Origin of the sequence: Streptomyces sp. NPDC004435 (genome assembly GCF_042873895.1) — a bacterium.
Taxonomy (GTDB): Bacteria; Actinomycetota; Actinomycetes; order Streptomycetales; family Streptomycetaceae; genus Streptomyces.
On the sequence record NZ_JBIAMB010000002.1, the window covers coordinates 451,396 to 470,651 of the forward strand.

The 19,256-nt window shown below is 71.2% G+C and carries 15 protein-coding genes and 4 tRNA genes; 10 read left to right on the forward strand and 9 right to left on the reverse strand.

The window, feature by feature from the left end:
* Nucleotides 1–29 precede the first annotated feature (29 nt).
* The gene (locus ACFYT9_RS05305) at nucleotides 30–845 is read left to right on the forward strand and encodes an META domain-containing protein (RefSeq protein WP_389161036.1); all 816 of its coding nucleotides are present in this window, start codon (nucleotides 30–32) and stop codon (nucleotides 843–845) included.
* Here the strand turns inward: ACFYT9_RS05305 and ACFYT9_RS05310 are convergent.
* Together ACFYT9_RS05310 and ACFYT9_RS05315 are read right to left on the reverse strand one after the other, a co-directional pair.
* Nucleotides 839–2,242 (reverse strand): sulfatase, encoded by a 1,404-nt coding sequence (locus tag ACFYT9_RS05310; protein ID WP_389161038.1) that lies wholly within the window; start codon nucleotides 2,240–2,242, stop codon nucleotides 839–841. The two genes, ACFYT9_RS05305 and ACFYT9_RS05310, sit on opposite strands and share 7 nt — an antisense overlap.
* Before the next feature lie 181 nt (nucleotides 2,243–2,423).
* On the reverse strand, nucleotides 2,424–2,519 hold the full coding sequence (locus tag ACFYT9_RS05315; RefSeq protein ID WP_387275273.1) for a putative leader peptide: 96 nt from the start codon (nucleotides 2,517–2,519) through the stop codon (nucleotides 2,424–2,426).
* A gap of 308 nt (nucleotides 2,520–2,827) precedes the next feature.
* Here ACFYT9_RS05315 and purF point away from each other — a divergent pair, with 308 nt between their 5' ends.
* Complete coding sequence (purF, locus tag ACFYT9_RS05320; RefSeq protein ID WP_351106068.1) at nucleotides 2,828–4,354, forward strand: amidophosphoribosyltransferase; 1,527 nt, start codon at nucleotides 2,828–2,830, stop codon at nucleotides 4,352–4,354.
* Nucleotides 4,355–4,399: 45 nt separating this feature from the next.
* Complete coding sequence (purM, locus tag ACFYT9_RS05325; protein WP_389161040.1) at nucleotides 4,400–5,494, forward strand: phosphoribosylformylglycinamidine cyclo-ligase; 1,095 nt, start codon at nucleotides 4,400–4,402, stop codon at nucleotides 5,492–5,494.
* 150 nt (nucleotides 5,495–5,644) lie between these two features.
* Here purM and ACFYT9_RS05330 read toward each other — a convergent pair whose 3' ends face one another.
* Nucleotides 5,645–5,899, reverse strand: coding sequence for a DUF3073 domain-containing protein (locus tag ACFYT9_RS05330; RefSeq protein ID WP_387275270.1), 255 nt, complete (start codon nucleotides 5,897–5,899; stop codon nucleotides 5,645–5,647).
* A 283-nt stretch (nucleotides 5,900–6,182) separates the two neighbouring features.
* Nucleotides 6,183–7,292: a Leu/Phe/Val dehydrogenase gene (locus ACFYT9_RS05335; protein WP_387275268.1), complete on the reverse strand. Its 1,110-nt coding sequence runs from the start codon at nucleotides 7,290–7,292 to the stop codon at nucleotides 6,183–6,185.
* A gap of 139 nt (nucleotides 7,293–7,431) precedes the next feature.
* Here ACFYT9_RS05335 and ACFYT9_RS05340 point away from each other — a divergent pair, with 139 nt between their 5' ends.
* Both ACFYT9_RS05340 and bldC read left to right on the forward strand, forming a co-directional pair.
* Nucleotides 7,432–8,286 (forward strand): hypothetical protein, encoded by an 855-nt coding sequence (locus tag ACFYT9_RS05340; protein WP_389161042.1) that lies wholly within the window; start codon nucleotides 7,432–7,434, stop codon nucleotides 8,284–8,286.
* A 546-nt stretch (nucleotides 8,287–8,832) separates the two neighbouring features.
* Nucleotides 8,833–9,039, forward strand: a complete 207-nt coding sequence (bldC, locus tag ACFYT9_RS05345; RefSeq protein WP_003949541.1) for a developmental transcriptional regulator BldC — start codon at nucleotides 8,833–8,835, stop codon at nucleotides 9,037–9,039.
* A 436-nt stretch (nucleotides 9,040–9,475) separates the two neighbouring features.
* Here bldC and ACFYT9_RS05350 read toward each other — a convergent pair.
* Both ACFYT9_RS05350 and hrpA read right to left on the reverse strand, forming a co-directional pair.
* Nucleotides 9,476–9,549: transfer RNA gene (locus ACFYT9_RS05350), tRNA-Asp, on the reverse strand.
* Nucleotides 9,550–9,634: 85 nt separating this feature from the next.
* On the reverse strand, nucleotides 9,635–13,624 hold the full coding sequence (gene hrpA, locus ACFYT9_RS05355; protein WP_389161044.1) for an ATP-dependent RNA helicase HrpA: 3,990 nt from the start codon (nucleotides 13,622–13,624) through the stop codon (nucleotides 9,635–9,637).
* A gap of 161 nt (nucleotides 13,625–13,785) precedes the next feature.
* Here hrpA and ACFYT9_RS05360 point away from each other — a divergent pair, with 161 nt between their 5' ends.
* Together ACFYT9_RS05360 and ACFYT9_RS05365 are read left to right on the forward strand one after the other, a co-directional pair.
* Nucleotides 13,786–14,538, forward strand: coding sequence for a DsbA family protein (locus tag ACFYT9_RS05360; protein ID WP_389161046.1), 753 nt, complete (start codon nucleotides 13,786–13,788; stop codon nucleotides 14,536–14,538).
* Complete coding sequence (locus tag ACFYT9_RS05365; RefSeq protein ID WP_389161047.1) at nucleotides 14,535–15,374, forward strand: cytochrome c biogenesis CcdA family protein; 840 nt, start codon at nucleotides 14,535–14,537, stop codon at nucleotides 15,372–15,374. The genes ACFYT9_RS05360 and ACFYT9_RS05365 overlap by 4 nt, the downstream gene beginning before the upstream one ends.
* A 39-nt stretch (nucleotides 15,375–15,413) precedes the next feature.
* Here the strand turns inward: ACFYT9_RS05365 and ACFYT9_RS05370 are convergent.
* The 3 genes from ACFYT9_RS05370 to ACFYT9_RS05380 form a co-directional block, all read right to left on the reverse strand.
* Nucleotides 15,414–15,487: transfer RNA gene (locus ACFYT9_RS05370), tRNA-Phe, on the reverse strand.
* 22 nt (nucleotides 15,488–15,509) lie between these two features.
* A tRNA-Asp gene (locus ACFYT9_RS05375) sits at nucleotides 15,510–15,583 on the reverse strand.
* A gap of 40 nt (nucleotides 15,584–15,623) precedes the next feature.
* Nucleotides 15,624–15,696, reverse strand: a tRNA-Glu gene (locus tag ACFYT9_RS05380).
* A gap of 106 nt (nucleotides 15,697–15,802) precedes the next feature.
* Between ACFYT9_RS05380 and ACFYT9_RS05385 the strand changes: the two genes are divergently transcribed.
* The 3 genes from ACFYT9_RS05385 to ACFYT9_RS05395 all read left to right on the forward strand — a co-directional run.
* Nucleotides 15,803–16,153 (forward strand): metallopeptidase family protein, encoded by a 351-nt coding sequence (locus ACFYT9_RS05385; RefSeq protein ID WP_030496497.1) that lies wholly within the window; start codon nucleotides 15,803–15,805, stop codon nucleotides 16,151–16,153.
* A gap of 320 nt (nucleotides 16,154–16,473) precedes the next feature.
* A complete protein-coding gene (locus ACFYT9_RS05390) occupies nucleotides 16,474–17,151 on the forward strand; it encodes a hypothetical protein (protein WP_389161049.1) in 678 nt (225 codons plus the stop codon).
* 210 nt (nucleotides 17,152–17,361) lie between these two features.
* Nucleotides 17,362–19,256: DEAD/DEAH box helicase (locus ACFYT9_RS05395; protein ID WP_389161107.1), on the forward strand; the 1,895-nt coding region annotated here is incomplete at its 3' end.

Below are 19,256 nucleotides of genomic sequence, written 5' to 3' on the forward strand. Positions count from 1 at the left end.
CCGACGCGGCCCCGCCGCGTCCCACCGGCATGCCGAAGCCGCGCAGCACCCTCGTCGCCGCCGTCGTCCTGCTCGCCGCGCTCACCTCCTGCGGAGAAGGAGGGGGAGGGGGCGCCGGAGGCGCCGGAGATCCCGACCTCCCCCTCACCGGCACCCACTGGACGGTCGGCGCGGTCACCGTCGACGGCAGCCGTTCGCCGGCGCCCGACGGGGCCCGCGTCGGCTTCGGCGAGGACGGGCGCGCCCAGGGCAGTACCGGCTGCAACCACTTCGGCGCGGGCGTCGCCGTGGCAGGCGCCACGGTCACCGTCTCCCCGATCGAGATGACCGAGATGGGCTGCCCCGAAGACCGGCAGCGCTTCGAGGCCGCGTTCCTCGCCGCCTTCACCGGCCCCCTGGAGGGCGCCCTGAAGGACGGCGCCCTCACCCTCGTCTCCGCGGACGGCACCAAGAAGGTCGAGCTGGCCGCCGAAGCGTCCGCCCCGCTCCGCGGCACCACCTGGAAGATCGACGGCCTCGTCTCCGGCGACACCGCGTCCTCCCTCCCGGCGGGCGCGGAGGGCACGGCGCGGCTGGTGGTCGGTGCCGACGGCAAGGTCACCGGCAACCTCGGCTGCAACGACTTCTCCGCGACCGCGAAGACCGACGAGAAGGCCCGCACGCTCACCGTCGAGGGCCCGGCCGCCACCACCCGGATGATGTGCGAGAGCGCCCGGATGACCCTGGAGACCCAGCTGTACGAACTCCTCGACGGGCCGCTCTCCTACCGGGTCGACCACCGCACGCTGACCCTCACCGACGACGCCGGCGAGGGCCTGACCGCACGGGCCGAACCGGCTCAGTAACGCAGCAGCCCCGCGTCGATCCGCTCCCAGGCGCTCCGCAGCTCGGCGAGCCTGGCCTGCTCGAAGGGCGCCCGGTCCGCCTGCTCCCGGACGTCCGAGGAGAGGTCGAAGAGCTGGTCGCGGCCGGACTTGCCGCGGTAGTACTTCCAGTCGCCGCGGCGCAGCGCCCGCTCGCCCCTGACCCGCCAGAAGAGGTCCCGCTCGGGCACCTCCGCGCCGCGCAGCAGGTGCCCGGCGAGGCTGGTGCCGTCGAGCGGGTGCGCCGGGTGGGGGCGGGCGCCGGCCAGCTCCAGCAGGGTCGCCGTCCAGTCGGGGGTGAAGACCGGGAGGTCGCTGACCTGGCCCCCGTCGATCCGGGCGGGCCAGCGCAGGATCGACGGGGTGCGGATGCCGCCCTCCTGGAGGGAGCCCTTGTTCCCGGCGAGCGGCCAGTTGTAGGAGAACCGCTCGCCGCCGTTGTCGCTGCCGAAGAAGACCAGGGTGTCCTGCTCCTGGCCGGAGCGCCGGAGGGCCTTGAGGACCTGCCCGATCGAGCGGTCGAGGTCCTCGACCATCTCCTTGTACTTCTCGATCGAGCCGCCGTCCTGGTGCCAGAGCGCGGAGCGGTCGCCGGCCTTGATGCGGCGGACGATCTCGGCGCTCGCCTCCTCGTCCCCGTCGGCGATCCACGGCCAGTGCGGGGTGGTGAAGTTGAGGTTGAGCAGCCACGGCTTCTCGTGGTCGCGGCTCACGTACTCGCTCGCGCGCTCGGTGAGGATCCGGGTGTAGTAGCGGAGGTCCTTGTACTCGGCGTCGCCCTCGTAGAGGTCGTACTCGCCGCCGAGCCCGAGCTTGGAGTAGTACTCCAGGGCGCCGCCGAAGTTGCCGAAGAACTCGTCCCAGCCGGACCTGGTGGGGGAGTAGTCCGGGAGGTACCCGCAGTGCCACTTCCCGATGAGGGCGGTGGCGTAGCCGGAGTCGCGGAGCAGCGAGGCGAGCGTGGGGTGGGTGGGCTCCAGGCCGACGGACTTGTCGGCGATCGGCTCGGCGAGCCCGCCCTTCGTACGGCCCGGGTAGCGGCCGGTGTAGAGGCTGAAGCGGGTGGGGGAGCAGGTCGCGGAGCCGGAGTACGCGTCGGTGAAGCGGACGCCGTCGCGGGCGAGGCGGTCGAGGTGCGGGGTGCGGATGTCCGGGGAGCCGTACGAGGAGAGGTCGGCCCAGCCGAGGTCGTCGCCCAGGATGAAGAGGATGTTCGGCCGCCGGGAGTGGCGGCGCGGGCGGGCGGCCCGGAAGGGGCGCTCCGCGGGCGCGGTGGCCGAGGAGGGGGCCGCGTGGGCGGGGGAGGCGCCGACGGCGGCCACCGCGGCGGCACCGGCGGCGGCACCGCCGAAGGCCCGGCGGGACAGGGGCGTGGACATGGTGATTCTCCAGAGGGACGTACGGGCATGCCTCCGCGCCCCGGTGGCGGGGGACGGCGCCGCGGGGGCGGGGTGCGGGGAGGAGGCAGCGGGCGGGGCGAGCGGCGGGAGCCGGCCGGTCGGGCGCGGCGGGGAAGGGGGCCGGCCGGTCGGGCGCGGCGGGCGGTACGGGCCGGCCGGTTCAGGGGGCGCGGCGACAGCCGGCGCTCGCGACACGGACGAGGTCCACGTGCCGGCGCCGGACGAGGGTGACCGCTCGGTCACTGCGGGGCTGCATGAGCCAGGAGCCTCGCCGAGCGGAACCGGACACGTCAACGGCGGACCCCCGGGTCCACGCGCGTAGTTCGCGTGATCGCAATGCCGGTGAAACCCGCGGTGTGTGCGTTCTGCGTCACATCGCGGGGGGTGTCCCGGGGTGGTACGAGCGGGTGATCGAAGGACGGCCGGTCGGCGGGAGCCCTTCCGGCGCCTGCCTTGTAGGCCCCTCCAAGCCCGTGGCGATCTTTTGGTGTGATCCTACGAGTGCCGCCCCGGGCTCCGCTCTCCCATTCGGACCAGCGGTCGAGGTCCCCTAGACTCGAAGACGTGCCACGTGGTGACGGTCGACTCAATCACGACCTGCTCCCCGGCGAGAAAGGCCCCCAGGACGCGTGTGGCGTCTTCGGTGTCTGGGCTCCGGGTGAAGAGGTCGCAAAGCTCACGTACTTCGGGCTCTACGCCCTCCAGCATCGGGGTCAGGAATCCGCGGGAATCGCGGTCAGCAATGGCTCCCAGATCCTCGTCTTCAAGGACATGGGCCTCGTGTCCCAGGTCTTCGACGAGACCTCTCTCGGCTCCCTCCAAGGTCACATCGCGGTCGGTCACGCCCGCTACTCGACCACCGGAGCCTCCGTGTGGGAGAACGCCCAGCCGACCTTCCGGGCCACCGCCCACGGGTCCCTGGCGCTCGGTCACAACGGCAACCTGGTGAACACGGCGCAGCTGGCCGAGATGGTCGCCGACCTTCCCAAGAAGGACGGCCGCGCCACCCAGGTCGCCGCCACCAACGACACCGACCTGGTCACGGCGCTCCTCGCCGGCCAGGTGGACGAGGACGGCAAGCCGCTCACCATCGAGCAGGCCGCCGCGAAGGTCCTCCCCGAGGTCCGGGGCGCCTTCTCCCTCGTCTTCATGGACGAGCACACGCTCTACGCCGCCCGTGACCCGCAGGGCATCCGCCCGCTGGTCCTCGGCCGGCTGGAGCGCGGCTGGGTGGTCGCCTCCGAGTCCGCCGCCCTCGACATCTGCGGCGCCAGCTTCGTCCGCGAGGTCGAGCCGGGCGAGCTGATCGCGATCGACGAGAACGGCATCCGTACCTCGCGATTCGCGGAAGCGAAGCCCAAGGGCTGTGTCTTCGAGTACGTGTACCTGGCGCGTCCCGACACCGACATCGCCGGCCGGAACGTCTACCTCTCCCGTGTGGAGATGGGCCGCCGCCTCGCCAAGGAGGCGCCGGTCGAGGCCGACCTGGTCATAGCGACGCCGGAGTCGGGCACCCCCGCCGCCATCGGCTACGCGGAGGCGTCCGGCATCCCGTTCGGCGCGGGCCTGGTGAAGAACGCCTACGTCGGCCGCACCTTCATCCAGCCCTCGCAGACCATCCGCCAGCTGGGCATCCGGCTGAAGCTGAACCCCCTCAAGGAAGTCATCAAGGGGAAGCGCCTGGTCGTCGTCGACGACTCGATCGTCCGCGGCAACACCCAGCGCGCCCTGGTCCGGATGCTCCGCGAGGCCGGCGCGGCCGAGATCCACATCCGGATCTCCTCCCCGCCGGTGAAGTGGCCGTGCTTCTTCGGCATCGACTTCGCCACCCGCGCGGAGCTGATCGCCAACGGCATGTCGATCGAGGAGATCGGCAAGTCGCTGGGCGCGGACTCGCTCTCGTACATCTCCATCGACGGGATGATCGAGGCGACCACCATCGACAAGCCGAACCTCTGCCGGGCCTGCTTCGACGGCGAGTACCCGATGGAGCTGCCGGACCCCGAGCTGCTCGGCAAGCAGCTCCTGGAGACGGAGCTGGCCGCCGGGCCGGCCGCCACCGCGGCCGCCGACGCCCTGCGCCGTCCGTGAGACCCCGCTGCACACCCGCAGTACACGACACGAAAGTTCTCCAGCATGCCTGCTGAATCTTCTGAGCGTGCTCCGCACGCGGGCACCGGTGCCAGCTACGCCTCTGCGGGCGTCGACATCGAGGCGGGCGACCGCGCCGTCGAGCTGATGAAGGAGTGGGTGAAGAAGACGCAGCGCCCCGAGGTCCTCGGCGGCCTCGGCGGCTTCGCCGGCCTCTTCGACGCCTCCGCCCTCAAGCGCTACGAGCGTCCGCTGCTCGCCTCGGCCACCGACGGCGTCGGCACGAAGGTCGACATCGCCCGCCAGATGGGCGTGTACGACACCATCGGCCACGACCTGGTCGCCATGGTCATGGACGACATCGTCGTCTGCGGCGCCGAGCCGCTCTTCATGACCGACTACATCTGCGTGGGCAAGGTCCACCCGGAGCGGGTCGCCGCCATCGTCAAGGGCATCGCCGAGGGCTGCGTCCTCGCCGGCTGCGCCCTCGTCGGCGGCGAGACGGCGGAGCACCCGGGCCTCCTCGGCCCGGACGACTTCGACGTGGCCGGCGCCGGCACCGGCGTCGTGGAGCACGACCGCCTGCTCGGCGCCGATCGCATCCGTACGGGGGACGCGGTCATCGCCATGGCCTCCTCCGGGCTTCACTCCAACGGGTACTCGCTCGTCCGCCACGTGGTCTTCGACCGCGCCGGCATGCGTCTCGACCAGCAGGTCGAGGAGCTGGGCCGGACCCTCGGCGAGGAGCTCCTGGAGCCCACCCGGATCTACTCGCTGGACTGCCTGGCGCTCACCCGGACCACCGAGGTGCACGCCTTCAGCCACATCACCGGCGGCGGTCTCGCGGCCAACCTCGCCCGGGTCGTTCCGGACGGGCTGCACGCCACCGTGGACCGCTCCACCTGGGCCCCCGGCGCGATCTTCGACCTCGTCGGCACCGCGGGCCAGGTCGAGCGCCTGGAGCTGGAGAAGACCCTCAACATGGGCGTCGGCATGATGGCCGTCGTCCCCGCCGAGTCGGTCGACGCCGCCCTCGCCACGCTGGCCGACCGCGGGCTCGACGCCTGGGTCGCCGGCGAGATCACCGAGCGTGGCGACAAGGACTCCGGCGCGGAGCTGGTCGGCGACTACGCCCGGTAGGCCACGGAGCACGAGGAAGGGGCACCCCGCCACGGCGGGGTGCCCCTTCCTCGTTGCCTGCCTCGTCCCGGCGCGTCCTGCCGGTCCACGGGTCCGGACATGCGAAAACCCGGCCCGGGTGACCCGGACCGAGTTTCGGCGTTCAGAAGGTCAAGCGCGACGCCGCGGAGACTGGGGACCGGACTCGTCGTCCTCGTCCTCGTCATCCGTGTTGTAGAGATCCGCGTACTGCGCGTACGGGTCGTCTTCCTCGTCGTCGTCCTCGAACGGCTCGCCATTCGGCGGCTGGCTCGAAGTCGAAGCGCCCAGCTCGTTGGCCAGACGCGACAGGTCAGTCCCGCCGCTGCTGTACTTCAGCTGGCGGGCGACCTTGGTCTGCTTGGCCTTTGCCCGGCCGCGCCCCATGGCTCGACCCCCTCGGTGACGGGGCTCGATGGCCCCAGAGTCTTGACACGCGTTCATGATGCGAAACGGGCTCTCGGTGGAGAGACCGGTCCGTAGGGCTTCAACGGTACCTGTTTCCTCGGGTCTACGGTACGCCGCGCGCATCACATACCCCGGTACAGAACCTTCGAGGCGCCCTTTCCTCGCTGGTCAATCGCGATTTTAACCTCTTCTTGAGGCCCGACCCGCCGACCGGCGTGAGCGATGTCTCGCGGTCGGCGGGCCCGTCACTCCCCGTGAACCGTCAGGCCCGGGCCCGCCGCGCCTCGGCCATCCGCTGCTCGGCGATGCGGTCGGCGGCCGCGGCCGGCGGAATGCCGTCCGCCTTCGCACGTGCGAAGATCTCCAGGGTGGTGTCGAAGATCTTCGTGGCCTTCGCCTTGCACCGGTCGAAGTCGAAGCCGTGGAGCTCGTCGGCGACCTGGATCACGCCACCGGCGTTCACCACGTAGTCCGGCGCGTAGAGGATGCCGCGCTCCACGAGGTCCTTCTCGATGCCCGGGTGCGCGAGCTGGTTGTTGGCCGCGCCGCACACGATGCTCGCCGTGAGGAACGGGACCGTCTCCTCGCTGAGCGCGCCGCCCAGCGCGCACGGCGCGTAGATGTCCAGGCCCTCGACGCGGATCAGCGCCTCGGTGTCCGCGACCACGGTCACCTGGGGGAACTTCTCGGTGATCCGGCGGACCGACTCCTCGCGGACGTCGGTGACGACGACCTCGGCGCCGTCCTCCAGGAGGTGCTCGACGAGGTAGTGGCCGACCTTGCCGACGCCGGCGACGCCGACCTTCCGGCCGCGCAGGGTGGGGTCGCCCCACTGGTGCTGGGCGGAGGCGCGCATGCCCTGGAAGACGCCGAAGGCGGTCAGGACGGAGGAGTCGCCGGCGCCGCCGTTCTCGGGGGATCGGCCGGTGGTCCACCGGTTCGCGCGGGCCACGACGTCCATGTCGGCGACGTAGGTGCCGACGTCGCAGGCGGTGACGTAGCGACCGCCGAGGGAGGCGACGAAGCGGCCGTAGGCGAGGAGGAGCTCCTCGGTCTTGATCTGCTCGGGATCGCCGATGATCACGGCCTTGCCGCCGCCGTGGTCGAGCCCGGCCATGGCGTTCTTGTACGACATCCCGCGCGCCAGGTTGAGGGCGTCCGCGACGGCCTCGCCCTCGGTGGCGTACGGGTAGAAGCGGGTGCCGCCGAGGGCGGGGCCGAGGGCGGTGTTGTGGAGGGCGATGACGGCCTTGAGGCCGGTCGCGCGGTCCTGGCAGAGGACGACCTGCTCGTGGCCTCCCTGCTCCGAGTGGAACAGGGTGTGCAGTACGTCGGAAGCAGCGCCTGTTGTGGTCACTGTGGTGACTCCCAAGGAAGATGCGGCGGAGAGCCCCCCGTGCGGGTGGGGGAGGACTCATTGCGCCACGAGATTAAGTCCTACCTGGGCGTAAGGGAGCCGGAGTGGGCCGGATCACCCCCTCGCGGAGTACCCGCGTGGAAGGATTCGCGGCATGTCGGTCGACTCCACGTTGCTCGTCCCGTACGCCTCATATCTCCGGGTGTACGAGCCGCTGGCCGCGTTCCCCGAGCCGGAGCGGACCCACTGGGCGCGGTACGCCCGCAGGTCGCTCACCCCGGGCGCCCAGGAGGAGCTGCGGCGCTCGCTGGCGGATCTGGTGCCGGTGCCGCCGGTCCCCGTGCCGGTGCACGAGAGCGGCGAGGCGTTCGTGGCGCACCTGGACGGCGTGGTGGTGGTCTGCCCGTGGCGGACCCGGCTGCGGGGGTGGCTGGCGCTGCGGGAGCTGGTCGCCGAGAGCGGATTGCCGGCGCCGGTGCTCGACGCGATGGTGCCGCCGGTGGTGCGGGCCCAGGTGGAGGCGGACCACGAGCGGTGGCTGGAGCGGAACCCGGACGCGCGGCCGTGGATCAGGACGGCGGTGTGGCAGGTGCCGCTGCGCTGGTTCGCGCTCTTCGGGGACGAGGAGCGGCGGTACGAGGCGGGGGACCGGGCCGCGGGCCGGGCGCCGGTGCTGCTCTACCGGACGACGATGGCGCAGGCACGTCGGCGCCTGGCGCGGGCGCTGCGGGCGCTGCGGGACTCGGTGGACGAGGGCGTGCTGGTGCAGGGCCTGGTCGAGGTGGGCCGGTGGCTGGAGGAGTTCCATCCGCGGGCGCTGGTGGAGCTGGACTACGGCGGTCTTGTGCACGCGGTGGCGGAGGAGCGGCTGGCCGGTGACCGGTCGGCGGCGGACGTGGCGGAGGGGCTGGCGGCGCTGCGGGCGGGGGACGACGACTCGGCGGCCGAGGTGTACGCGCGCCTGTCGGAGCGCTGGCGGGCCGTCAGGGACCTGCGGCACGCGAATTGACATAGGTCGGGCATCTTCGTCAGGTGTGCATGGACAAGACGCGTGCCTCCGGGGTAAATGATCTTCAGAGTGTCTGGCCGGATCGGTCTGGCCGGATCCGGCGGGACGTTGGTCCTGAACCGGGCCTTTGGCTCAAGCGTGACGGACAGCACTAAACGCACCCTTGCATCGATCGCCCACCCTCGTGCCAAAATAGGACAAGGAGTCCGGGGAGGGTTCCTTCCGCCCAACTTTGGGCGGAACGCTCAGCATTGCACTCTATGGGGGGTCTGAGGACTCCTGATCGCTCTGTGACTGATCGTCACAGTGGCGTGACTGTCCGTTATGGCATGGTCAGTCGACTTCCGCCGCTGATGAACACCTGCGAGGGCAATTCCATCGGTTTGGCCGACGTGGCTGGACGGATGGTGTAGTTGTAGTGCCGAGGACAAGCCGTTCGTCCTATAACCGACTCGGCCCGCTTCTGCCATTTCGGGCAAGGCGGGTCAAGGTGCAGAATTTAGAGGAAAGAACCGAGATGGTTCGGTTCTCCCGAGGAGGCCGCTCATGACCGCTCGCACCCCTGATGCCGAGCCGCTGCTGACCCCTGCCGAGGTCGCCACGATGTTCCGCGTGGACCCGAAGACGGTGACTCGCTGGGCCAAGGCCGGCAAGCTCACGTCCATCCGCACCCTGGGTGGGCACCGTCGTTACCGCGAGGCCGAGGTTCGCGCCCTGCTGGCGGGTATTCCGCAGCAGCGCAGCGAGGCCTGAGGCTTCGGCTACACCCGCAGCACCCCGTAGTACCGGGCCCGTCCGGATCCCCCAATCCGGTCGCCCGTCCCACAGCTCTGCCGGCGGTTCCTGCCCCAACAGGCCACCGTCATCGATCGCGCTGGACTCCGCCGGGTCCAGCGCGATCGTCTTTTTGTGCGCGCTCCCACCCGTCGTACATGAGTGCAATTGCACGTATTAAATTGAGCTGTTGTAGGGGTGGCGTAAACGAGGGGGTTTCTGAAGGACTTTCAGTGACTCCCGTCACACCGCCGAAGGCTTGTCACTGAACAGCCTGTCACTCCGGGATCCTCTCCCGAGCCGCCGTTGGTCACCGGCCCGTGGGACTAAGGTCCCCCGTTCGAGTGGAGCTGGAACATGGTCCGGCGCACACGAAGAAGGCCCGCATCGCGATGATGCGGGCCTTCTTCTCAGGCGACTCTGACGGGACTTGAACCCGCGACCTCCACCTTGACAGGGTGGCGAGCTAACCAACTGCTCCACAGAGCCCTTGCGGCCGGTCTTCCTTGGCCGCGAGAAGAACTGTACAGCAGGTCAGCGGTCTGGTCGAACTCACCGACGGCGAGGGCTCCCGCTACCGAGCGGGGCCCGGCACGGCCGCGTCGATCGCCTTCACGATCCGCTTGTCCGAGACCGGATGGGCGGTGCCCAGCGCGTGCGCGAAGTAGCTCACCCGCAGCTCCTCGATCATCCAGCGGATGTCGGTGACCTCGGCCGGCACCGGCCGCCCCTTCGGCAACTGCTCCAGGAGCCACGCGTACTCGTCGAGCATCTCGTGGACCTTCTCCATCCGGGTGGTGTCCCGCTGGACCCCGGTCGGCATCTGCTGGAGCCGTCGGTCCACCGCCACCAGATAGCGCATCAGGTCCGGCAGCCGCTTCAGCCCCGTACGCGTCACGAAACCGGCCGGCACGAGCCAGGAGAGCTGCGTCCGCACGTCCTGGAGGTTCGGCAGCAGCGCGGGGCTCGTGGTGGCCTTCAGGCGCCGCTCGCACGCCTGCCAGGCCGCCAGGACCTGCTGCACCTGGCCCACCGTGCGGATGGTCAGCTCCACCAGATCGGCGCGGACCTTGTCGTACAGCTTCCGGAAGGACTCCTCGTCCCACGCCGGACCGCCGTGGTCGGCGATCAGCCGGTCGGCGGCGGCGGTGGCGCAGTCGTCGAAGAGCGCCTGGATCGAGCCGTGCGGGTTCGCCGACAGCGCCAGCTTCTGCTGGTTGGTCAGCTTCTCCGAGGCGAACTTCGCCGGGTTCACCGGGATGTTCAGCATGATCAGCTTCCGGGTGCCGCGCCACATCGCCTGCGCCTGCTCGGCCTCCGAGTCGAAGAGCCGTACGGCCACGCTCTCGCCCTCGTCGACCAGCGCCGGGTACGCCTTCACCGGCTGCCCGCCCCGCTTGGTCTCGAAGACCTTCGTCAGCGTCCCGATCGTCCAGTCCTTCAGCCCCGAGCGCTCCAGGGAGGGCCCGGAGCCGTCCGGGCCCGCCGTCGCCGCCTGGGCGGCCTTGGAGAGCGCCTGACGGGCCTTGGGGCGCAGCTTCAGGCGGAGCGTCTCCAGGTCCTTGTCCTCGGCCAGCTTGCGGCGCCGCTCGTCGACGATCCGGAAGGTGATCTTGAGGTGTTCGGGGACCTTCGCCCAGTCGAAGTCCTCGGGCGTGAGCGGGACGCCGACCATCCGCTGGAGCTCGCGCGCCAGCGCGGTCGTCAGCGGCTCCTGCACGGGGACGACCGCGTCCAGGAACCGGCCGGCGTAGTTCGGCGCGGGCACGTAGTGGCGGCGGATCGGCTTCGGCAGCGAGCGGATCAGCTCGGTGACGACCTCTTCCCGCAGACCCGGGATCTGCCAGTCGAAGCCGTCGCCGGTCACCTGGTTCAGCACCTGGAGCGGCACGTGGACGGTGACGCCGTCCGCGTCCGCGCCCGGCTCGAACTGGTACGTCACGCGGAACTTGAGCGCGCCCTGCCGCCACGAGTCCGGGTAGTCGTCCTTGGTGACGGCCCCGGCCTTCTCGTTGATGAGCATCTCGCGCTCGAAGTCGAGGAACTCCGGCGCCTCGTGGCGCTTGTGCTTCCACCAGGAGTCGAAGTGGGCGCCGGACACGACGTGCTCGGGGACCCGCTTGTCGTAGAAGTCGAAGAGCGTCTCGTCGTCGACCAGGATGTCCCGGCGCCGGGCGCGGTGCTCCAGCTCCTCGACCTCGGTGAGCAGCTTGCGGTTGTCGGCGAAGAACTTGTGGTGGGTGCGCCAGTCGCCCTCGACCAGGGCGTTGCGGATGAACAGCTCGCGGGAGACCTCGGGGTCGATCCGCCCGTAGTTCACCTTGCGGTCGGCGACGATCGGGACGCCGTACAGCGTCACCTTCTCGAACGCCATGACCGCCGCCTGGTCCTTCTCCCAGTGCGGCTCGCTGTACGTCTTCTTCACCAGGTGCTGGGCGAGCGGCTCGACCCACTCGGGCTCGATCCGGGCGTTCACCCGGGCCCAGAGCCGGGAGGTCTCCACCAGCTCGGCGGACATCACCATCCGCGGGGGCTTCTTGAAGAGCGCGGAGCCGGGGAAGATCGCGAACTTGGCGTTCCGCGCGCCCAGGTACTCGCCCCGGCCGCCGTCGCGGCGGGAACCCTCCTTCGCGGCGCCCTCCTTGGACTCCTTCACGTCCTTGACGCCGATGTGGCTGAGGAGACCGGAGAGGAGGGAGACGTGGACGGAGTGCTCCGGCGCGTCCTCCTCGTTCAGGTGGATGCCCATCTGCTTGGCGACGGTCCGCAGCTGGCTGTAGATGTCCTGCCACTCGCGGATGCGCAGGAAGTTCAGGTACTCCTGCTTGCACATCCGGCGGAAGGACGACGAGCCGCGCTCCTTCTGCTGCTCGCGCACGTACCGCCACAGGTTGAGGAAGGCGAGGAAGTCGCTGGTCTCGTCCTTGAAGCGGGCGTGCTGCTGGTCGGCCTGGGCCTGCTTCTCGGAGGGCCGCTCGCGCGGGTCCTGGATGGAGAGCGCGGCCGCGATCACCATGACCTCGCGGACGCAGCCGTTCTTGTCGGCCTCCAGGACCATCCGGGCGAGCCGGGGGTCGACGGGCAGCTGGGAGAGCTTGCGGCCCTGCTCGGTGAGGCGCTTCTTGGGGTCCTTCTCGGCCGGGTTCAGCGCGCCGAGCTCCTGGAGGAGCTGGACGCCGTCCCGGATGTTGCGGTGGTCCGGCGGGTCGATGAAGGGGAACTTCTCGATGTCGCCGAGGCCGGCCGCGGTCATCTGGAGGATGACGGAGGCCAGGTTCGTACGGAGGATCTCGGCGTCCGTGAACTCCGGGCGGGTCAGGAAGTCGTCCTCGGAGTACAGCCGGATGCAGATGCCGTCCGAGGTACGGCCGCAGCGGCCCTTGCGCTGGTTGGCGCTGGCCTGCGAGACCGCCTCGATGGGCAGGCGCTGGACCTTGGTGCGGTGGGAGTAGCGCGAGATGCGGGCGGTGCCCGGGTCGATCACGTACTTGATGCCGGGGACGGTCAGCGAGGTCTCGGCGACGTTGGTCGCCAGGACGATCCTGCGGCCGGAGTGGGCCTGGAAGACCCGGTGCTGCTCGGCGTGGGAGAGCCGGGCGTAGAGCGGCAGGATCTCCGTGTCGGAGAGCTTCTTCTTGATGAGGGCGTCCGCGGTGTCGCGGATCTCGCGCTCTCCGGAGAGGAAGACCAGGACGTCGCCGGGACCCTCCTTCCGGAGCTCGTCGACGGCGTCGCAGATCGCGGTGATCTGGTCCCGGTCGGACTCGTCGCTGTCCTCTTCGAGGAGCGGGCGGTAGCGGACCTCGACCGGGTACGTACGGCCGCTGACCTCGACGATCGGGGCGTCGCCGAAGTGGCGGGAGAAGCGCTCCGGGTCGATGGTCGCGGAGGTGATCACGACCTTGAGGTCGGGGCGCCGGGGGAGCAGCTGGGCCAGGTAGCCGAGCAGGAAGTCGATGTTGAGGGACCGCTCGTGGGCCTCGTCGATGATGATCGTGTCGTAGGCGCGCAGCTCGCGGTCCGTCTGGATCTCGGCGAGCAGGATGCCGTCCGTCATCAGCTTCACGAAGGTCGCGTCGGGGTTCACCTGGTCCGTGAAGCGGACCTTCCAGCCGACGGCCTCGCCCAGCGGGGTCCTCAGCTCCTCGGCGACGCGCTCGGCGACCGTGCGGGCGGCGATCCGGCGGGGCTGGGTGTGCCCGATCATGCCCCGGACGCCCCGGCCGAGCTCCAGGCAGATCTTGGGGATCTGGGTGGTCTTCCCGGAGCCGGTCTCACCGGCGACGATCACGACCTGATGGTCGCGTATCGCCTCCAGGATCTCGTCCTTCTTCTGCGAGACCGGGAGCTGCTCGGGGTAGGAGACGGCGGGCACGCGGGCGGCGCGCCCGTCGACGCGCTCCTTGGCCTTGGCCGCCTCTGCGGCGATCTCGTCCAGGACGGCCTCGCGGGCCTCGGGCTTGCGGATGCGGCGGGCGCCTTCGAGACGGCGGCCGAGCCGGTGGGAGTCCCGCAGCGAGACCTCGGCCAGGATGGACTGGAGGGCGGCGAAGGAAGTAGACATACGGAATCCAGGATCGCACCTGCGGCCGAGAAGCGGCGAACCGATTTACGAGCGTCCTCGGTGACCCCTCCGGCGGCTCACGCCCGTGCCGGCGGCCGGATTGTGACGGCTTGCGCCCCTTGCTCACGGAGTGTTCCGGCCTCGTGTCTAGAGTGCACCTCATGTCCAGCCCCCAGTCCTCCTCCAAGACCCGTCCCGCGCTGATCGTCGCCGGTGTGGCCGTCGCCGCCGCGCTGGCCGCGCTCGCCTCGTACACCGCGACCAAGCCGGCCGACCCGTCCGCCTCCGGCTCCTCGGCCGTCGCCGAGGTCACCGCCGACCCGGCCTCCGGGGTCCACCCGGAGCTGGAGAAGTACGCCCGCAGGGACGCCTCCGACGGGCTCGCCCTGGGCCGCGCCGACGCGCCGGTCGTCCTGATCGAGTACGCCGACTTCAAGTGCGGCTACTGCGGGAAGTTCGCCCGGGACACCGAGCCCGTCCTGGTGAAGAAGTACGTCGAGAACGGCACCCTGCGCATCGAGTGGCGGAACTTCCCGATCTTCGGCGAGGAGTCGGAGGCCGTGGCGCGCGCCTCCTGGGCCGCCGGCGAGCAGGGCCGCTTCTGGGAGTTCCACAAGGCGGCGTACGCGGACGGGGCCAAGGAGAAGGGCTTCGGCGAGGAGCGGCTGCGGGCCCTCGCGGCGGAGGCCGGAGTGCCGGACCTCGCCCGGTTCGCGAAGGACAGCGAGGGCGAGGCGGCCCGCGAGGCGGTCCGGAAGGACCAGGAGCAGGGGTACGCGCTCGGCGCCACCTCCACCCCGTCCTTCCTGGTCAACGGGCGGCCGATCGCCGGCGCCCAGCCCCTGGAGACCTTCACGGAGGCGATCGAGGCGGCGGCGGACCGGGCCGGTACGTCGGCGAAGGCCGGCCGGTGACGTCCGGGATCGGCTACTTCGCGGCCTTCCTCGGCGGTCTGCTCGCCCTGCTCAGTCCGTGCAGCGCCCTGCTGCTGCCGGCCTTCTTCGCGTACTCGATCGAGAGCCGGGCGAAGCTTGTGGCGAGGACCGCGATCCTCTACGCGGGCCTCGCCACCACCCTCGTACCGCTGGGCGCCGCCGGCTCGCTGGCGGGACGGTTCTTCTACGGCCACCGGGACCTGCTGGTGGCGGTGGGCGGCTGGCTGATCGTCGGGCTCGGCGTCCTCCAGGTCCTGGGCCTGGGCTTCGCCTCCCGCCGGATCTCGGAGGCGAGCGGCCGGATCCGCCCGACCTCGGCGTTCTCGGTCTACGCCCTCGGTCTGGTCTACGGCCTGGCCGGCTTCTGCGCGGGCCCGATCCTCGGCAGCGTCCTGACGGTGGCCGCGCTGAGCGGCAGCGCGGCCTACGGCGGTCTGCTCCTCGCGGTGTACGCGCTCGGGATGGCGGTGCCGCTCTTCGTGCTGGCGCTGCTGTGGGAGCGGTACGACCTGGGGCGGCGGCGCCTGCTGCGCGGCAGGCCGCTGCGCGTCGGGCGGTTCGAGGTCCATTCGACCTCGCTGGTGTCGGGCCTCTTCTTCGTGGCCCTGGGCACGCTGTTCCTCGTCTTCGACGGGACGACGGCGCTGCCGGGGCTGCTGTCGGTGGACGATTCCTTCGCCGTGGAGCAGCGGGTGGCCGAGTGGGGCCGGGCGGTGCCGGACTGGGCGCTGCTGGCCGGGGTCGTGGCGGTGGCCGGCCTGGTGGCGGTGCTGCGGGGCCGGAGCCGTACGCGCGGGGCGGAGCAGCCGGAATAGAGGAAGGGCCCCGTTCCAGGAACGGGGCCCTTCTCGTTGTGGCTGGGGCCGGGGTCGAACCGGCGACCTATCGCTTTTCAGGCGATCGCTCGTACCAACTGAGCTACCCAGCCACGAAGCTGTTTCCAGCTTCAGCGACTCTGACGGGACTTGAACCCGCGACCTCCACCTTGACAGGGTGGCGAGCTAACCAACTGCTCCACAGAGCCTTGCTTGTGTACGAGAACCAGTCTCGCACACGGTTGTGCGTGCCCCCAACGGGATTCGAACCCGTGCTACCGCCTTGAAAGGGCGGCGTCCTGGGCCACTAGACGATGAGGGCTAACGGCCCCACCTGGGCGCTTCATCAGCGCGTCGGGGACGTGAGAAGCATATGGGATGGCGGGCGGTATCGCCAAAACGGTTTCCGGGGAGGGGAGAATGGGCTCGTGCTGGAGATGACGCGCGAGGAGTTCGAGGAGCTTGTCGCCGAGGCCCTGGACCGGATTCCGCCGGAGCTGACGCGACTGATGGACAACGTGGCGGTGTTCGTGGAGGACGAGCCCTCTCCGGACGACCCGGAGCTGCTCGGGCTCTACGAGGGGACGCCCCTGACCGAACGGGGCGAGTGGTACGCGGGGGTGCTGCCCGACCGGATCACGATCTACCGGGGGCCGACGCTGCGGATGTGCGAGTCCCGCGAGGACGTCGTGGCCGAGACCGAGATCACCGTGGTCCACGAGATCGCCCACCACTTCGGCATCGACGACGAGCGGCTGCACGCGCTCGGCTACGGCTGAGCCGCGCGGGCGGGAGTGAGGGCCGGGCGGGCGTGGCCGGACGCCGGGAGGGTCCGGTAGGTCGCCGGGAGGTCCGGCAGGTCGCCGGGGTGGCGCGGTCGGTGGCCGGGGTGGCGCGGTCGGTGGCCGAAAGATCGCGGTCGAACAAGAGGCCGTCGCGCCGTGTCCCTTGCGGCGCCTGGGGAGTTGGGCAGGGGGACGCGTTCCTTCCCCGCCTTCTGTGTCCTGGAGGTGCCTCCGTGCGCCCTTTCCCCACCCGCGTTCGATGGGTCGCCGCCGCCGCTCTCGCGGTCGCCGCGTGCGCCTCCTTGAGCGGCTGCATGAGTGTGAGCGACGACAGCGCCAAGCCGGCGCCGGGTGCGAGCGGGGGGAAGCCGGGCGCGTCGGCCCAGCCGGACGGGGGCTCCGGAGCGCCGGACGGCGGTGGGGGCGCGTACGACGGCGGGCAGGGCGACCGGCCCGGCGGCCCGGCTCCGGCGGGCGGTGACGGGAAGGCGCCGGTGCCGAGCGGTTCGCCCTCCGGCTCCGCCACGCCCAGCACGGGCGCGGAGACCTCCGCCTCCGTCGAGCCCGGCCGGCCGGTGCCGCCCAAGGCGCAGACCCCGGGTGGCGGCGCGGGCGGCGATCACTCCGGCTCCGGCGGCGCGTCCGGGGGCGCGGGCGGCGGGGACGCGGGCGGGACGGGCGGGAGCGGCGGCGGGGACGGCGGCGCGACGGGCGGGACGGGCGGGACCGGCGGAGCGGGCGGGAGCGGAGACTCAGGGGGCAGCGCAGGCGGCGCGCCGGGCGGCGGCGGGGACACCCCGACCCCGGAGCCCACACCGGAGCCGACCCCGACGCCGGAGCCGACCCCCGAGCCGACGCCGGAGCCCACGCCCGAGCCGACCTCGAATCCGACGGATCCGCCGAGTGAGGGACCCTCCACCCAGCTGGGCGGGATGCGGGTCGCCGCCGCGGCCACGGAACCGGTGGCATCGCCGCAGGTGAGCCCGGTGTGAGTCGAGTGTGACCTGGATCGGTTTGCCTTGAGTGGGGGAGAGTGCGTATGGTGGTAGATCGTTTGATCCCATTTGCCCGGCGCCACGACCGAAGAGCGCCGCGACTGGCGCGTACTCTCCCTTGCCGTGGCTGACCGCATAGAGGCGGTCTTGTGCGAAACACGGAGTTGACGGGCGCGTGCCGAGACTCCGGAAGGTTTCGCATTTCGCATGTCCATTTCCAGTTCTGACCACGCCGTCATGCCCGAGAACGACGAGATCACCGAGATCGTCGAGCTGGCTGACGACGCCGACATCACCGTCGAGGCCACCGATCTGACCGACGACGTCGAGATCGACGCCGACGACGCCGACACGACCCCCGAGATCACCTTCGGTGACCTGGGCCTGCCCGAGGGCGTCGTCCGCAAGCTCGCGCAGAACGGCGTGACCACCCCCTTCCCGATCCAGGCCGCGACCATCCCGGACGCCCTGGCCGGCAAGGACATCCTGGGCCGCGGCCGCACCGGCTCCGGCAAGACCCTCTCCTTCGGCCTCCCGCTGCTCGCCACCCTGGCCGGCGGCGAGACCGAGAAGAAGAAGCCCCGCGGCATCATCCTCACCCCGACCCGTGAGCTCGCGATGCAGGTCGCGGACGCCCTCCAGCCCTACGGCGACGTGCTCGGCCTCCGGATGAAGGTCGTCTGCGGCGGTACGTCGATGGGCAACCAGATCTACGCCCTGGAGCGCGGCGTCGACATCCTCGTCGCCACCCCGGGCCGCCTGCGCGACATCATCAACCGCGGCGCCTGCTCCCTGGAGCAGGTCCAGATCGCCGTCCTCGACGAGGCCGACCAGATGGCCGACCTGGGTTTCCTGCCCGAGGTCACCGAGCTGCTCGACCAGGTCCCGGTCGGCGGCCAGCGCCTCCTCTTCTCCGCCACGCTGGAGAACGAGATCGACAGCCTGGTCAAGCGCTACCTGGTGAACCCGATCACCCACGAGGTCGACCCGTCCGCCGGCGCCGTCACCACGATGACCCACCACGTCCTCGTCGTGAAGCCGAAGGACAAGGCCCCGGTCACCGCCGCGATCGCCGCCCGCAAGGGCCGCACGATCATCTTCGTCCGCACCCAGCTCGGTGCCGACCGCGTGGCCGAGCAGCTGCGCGAGTCCGGCGTGAAGGCCGACGCGCTGCACGGCGGCATGACCCAGGGCGCCCGTACCCGTACGCTCGCCGACTTCAAGGACGGGTACGTCAACGTCCTCGTCGCCACCGACGTCGCCGCCCGCGGCATCCACGTCGACGGCATCGACCTGGTCCTCAACGTGGACCCGGCCGGCGACCACAAGGACTACCTGCACCGCTCGGGCCGCACCGCCCGTGCCGGCCGCTCCGGCGTCGTGGTCTCCCTGGCCCTGCCGCACCAGCGCCGCCAGATCTTCCGCCTCATGGAGGACGCGGGCGTCGACGCCTCGCGTCACATCGTCGGCGGCGCCGGCGCCTTCGACCCCGAGGTCGCCGAGATCACCGGCGCCCGTTCGCTGACCGAGGTCCAGGCCGACTCGGCGAACAACTCGGCCAAGCAGGCCGAGCGCGAGGTCGTCGACCTGACCCGTCAGCTGGAGCGCCTCCAGCGCCGTGCCGTCGAGCTCCGCGAGGAGGCCGACCGCCTCGTCGCCCAGGCCGCCCGCGAGCGCGGCGAGGACCCGGAGTCGGCCGTCGCCGAGGTCACCGAGGCCGCCGAGGCCGAGGTCGCCGCCGCCGCGGCCGAGGCCGAGCGCGCCGCCCGCGAGGAGCAGCGCCGCGAGGAGCGTCCGGCCCGCGACGAGCGGGGCAACTACGAGCGCCGCGACCGCGGTGGCTTCAACCGCGACCGTGACGACCGCGGCGGCTTCCGCCGGGACAACGACCGCGGTGGCGACCGTGGCGGCTTCCGCCGCGACGACCGTCCGTCGGGCGGCTTCCGCCGGGACAACGACCGTCCGTCCTTCCGTGACCGTGACGAGCGTGGTGGCGACCGTGGTGGCTTCCGCCGCGACGACCGTCCGTCGGGCGGCTTCCGCCGGGACAACGACCGTCCGTCCTTCCGTGACCGTGACGAGCGTGGTGGCGACCGTGGACG

Bases quoted from the DNA above. Each gene is read 5' to 3' on its own strand.
- ACFYT9_RS05360 (WP_389161046.1), top strand. From the start codon at position 13,786: ATGTCCAGCCCCCAGTCCTCCTCCAAGACCCGTCCCGCGCTGATCGTC.
- ACFYT9_RS05390 (WP_389161049.1), top strand. From the start codon at position 16,474: ATGAGTGTGAGCGACGACAGCGCCAAGCCGGCGCCGGGTGCGAGCGGG.
- ACFYT9_RS05305 (WP_389161036.1), top strand. From the start codon at position 30: ATGCCGAAGCCGCGCAGCACCCTCGTCGCCGCCGTCGTCCTGCTCGCC.
- ACFYT9_RS05310 (WP_389161038.1), bottom strand. From the start codon at position 2,242: ATGTCCACGCCCCTGTCCCGCCGGGCCTTCGGCGGTGCCGCCGCCGGT.
- purM (WP_389161040.1), top strand. From the start codon at position 4,400: ATGCCTGCTGAATCTTCTGAGCGTGCTCCGCACGCGGGCACCGGTGCC.
- ACFYT9_RS05315 (WP_387275273.1), bottom strand. From the start codon at position 2,519: ATGCAGCCCCGCAGTGACCGAGCGGTCACCCTCGTCCGGCGCCGGCAC.
- ACFYT9_RS05330 (WP_387275270.1), bottom strand. From the start codon at position 5,899: ATGGGGCGCGGCCGGGCAAAGGCCAAGCAGACCAAGGTCGCCCGCCAG.
- ACFYT9_RS05340 (WP_389161042.1), top strand. From the start codon at position 7,432: ATGTCGGTCGACTCCACGTTGCTCGTCCCGTACGCCTCATATCTCCGG.
- bldC (WP_003949541.1), top strand. From the start codon at position 8,833: ATGACCGCTCGCACCCCTGATGCCGAGCCGCTGCTGACCCCTGCCGAG.
- hrpA (WP_389161044.1), bottom strand. From the start codon at position 13,624: ATGTCTACTTCCTTCGCCGCCCTCCAGTCCATCCTGGCCGAGGTCTCG.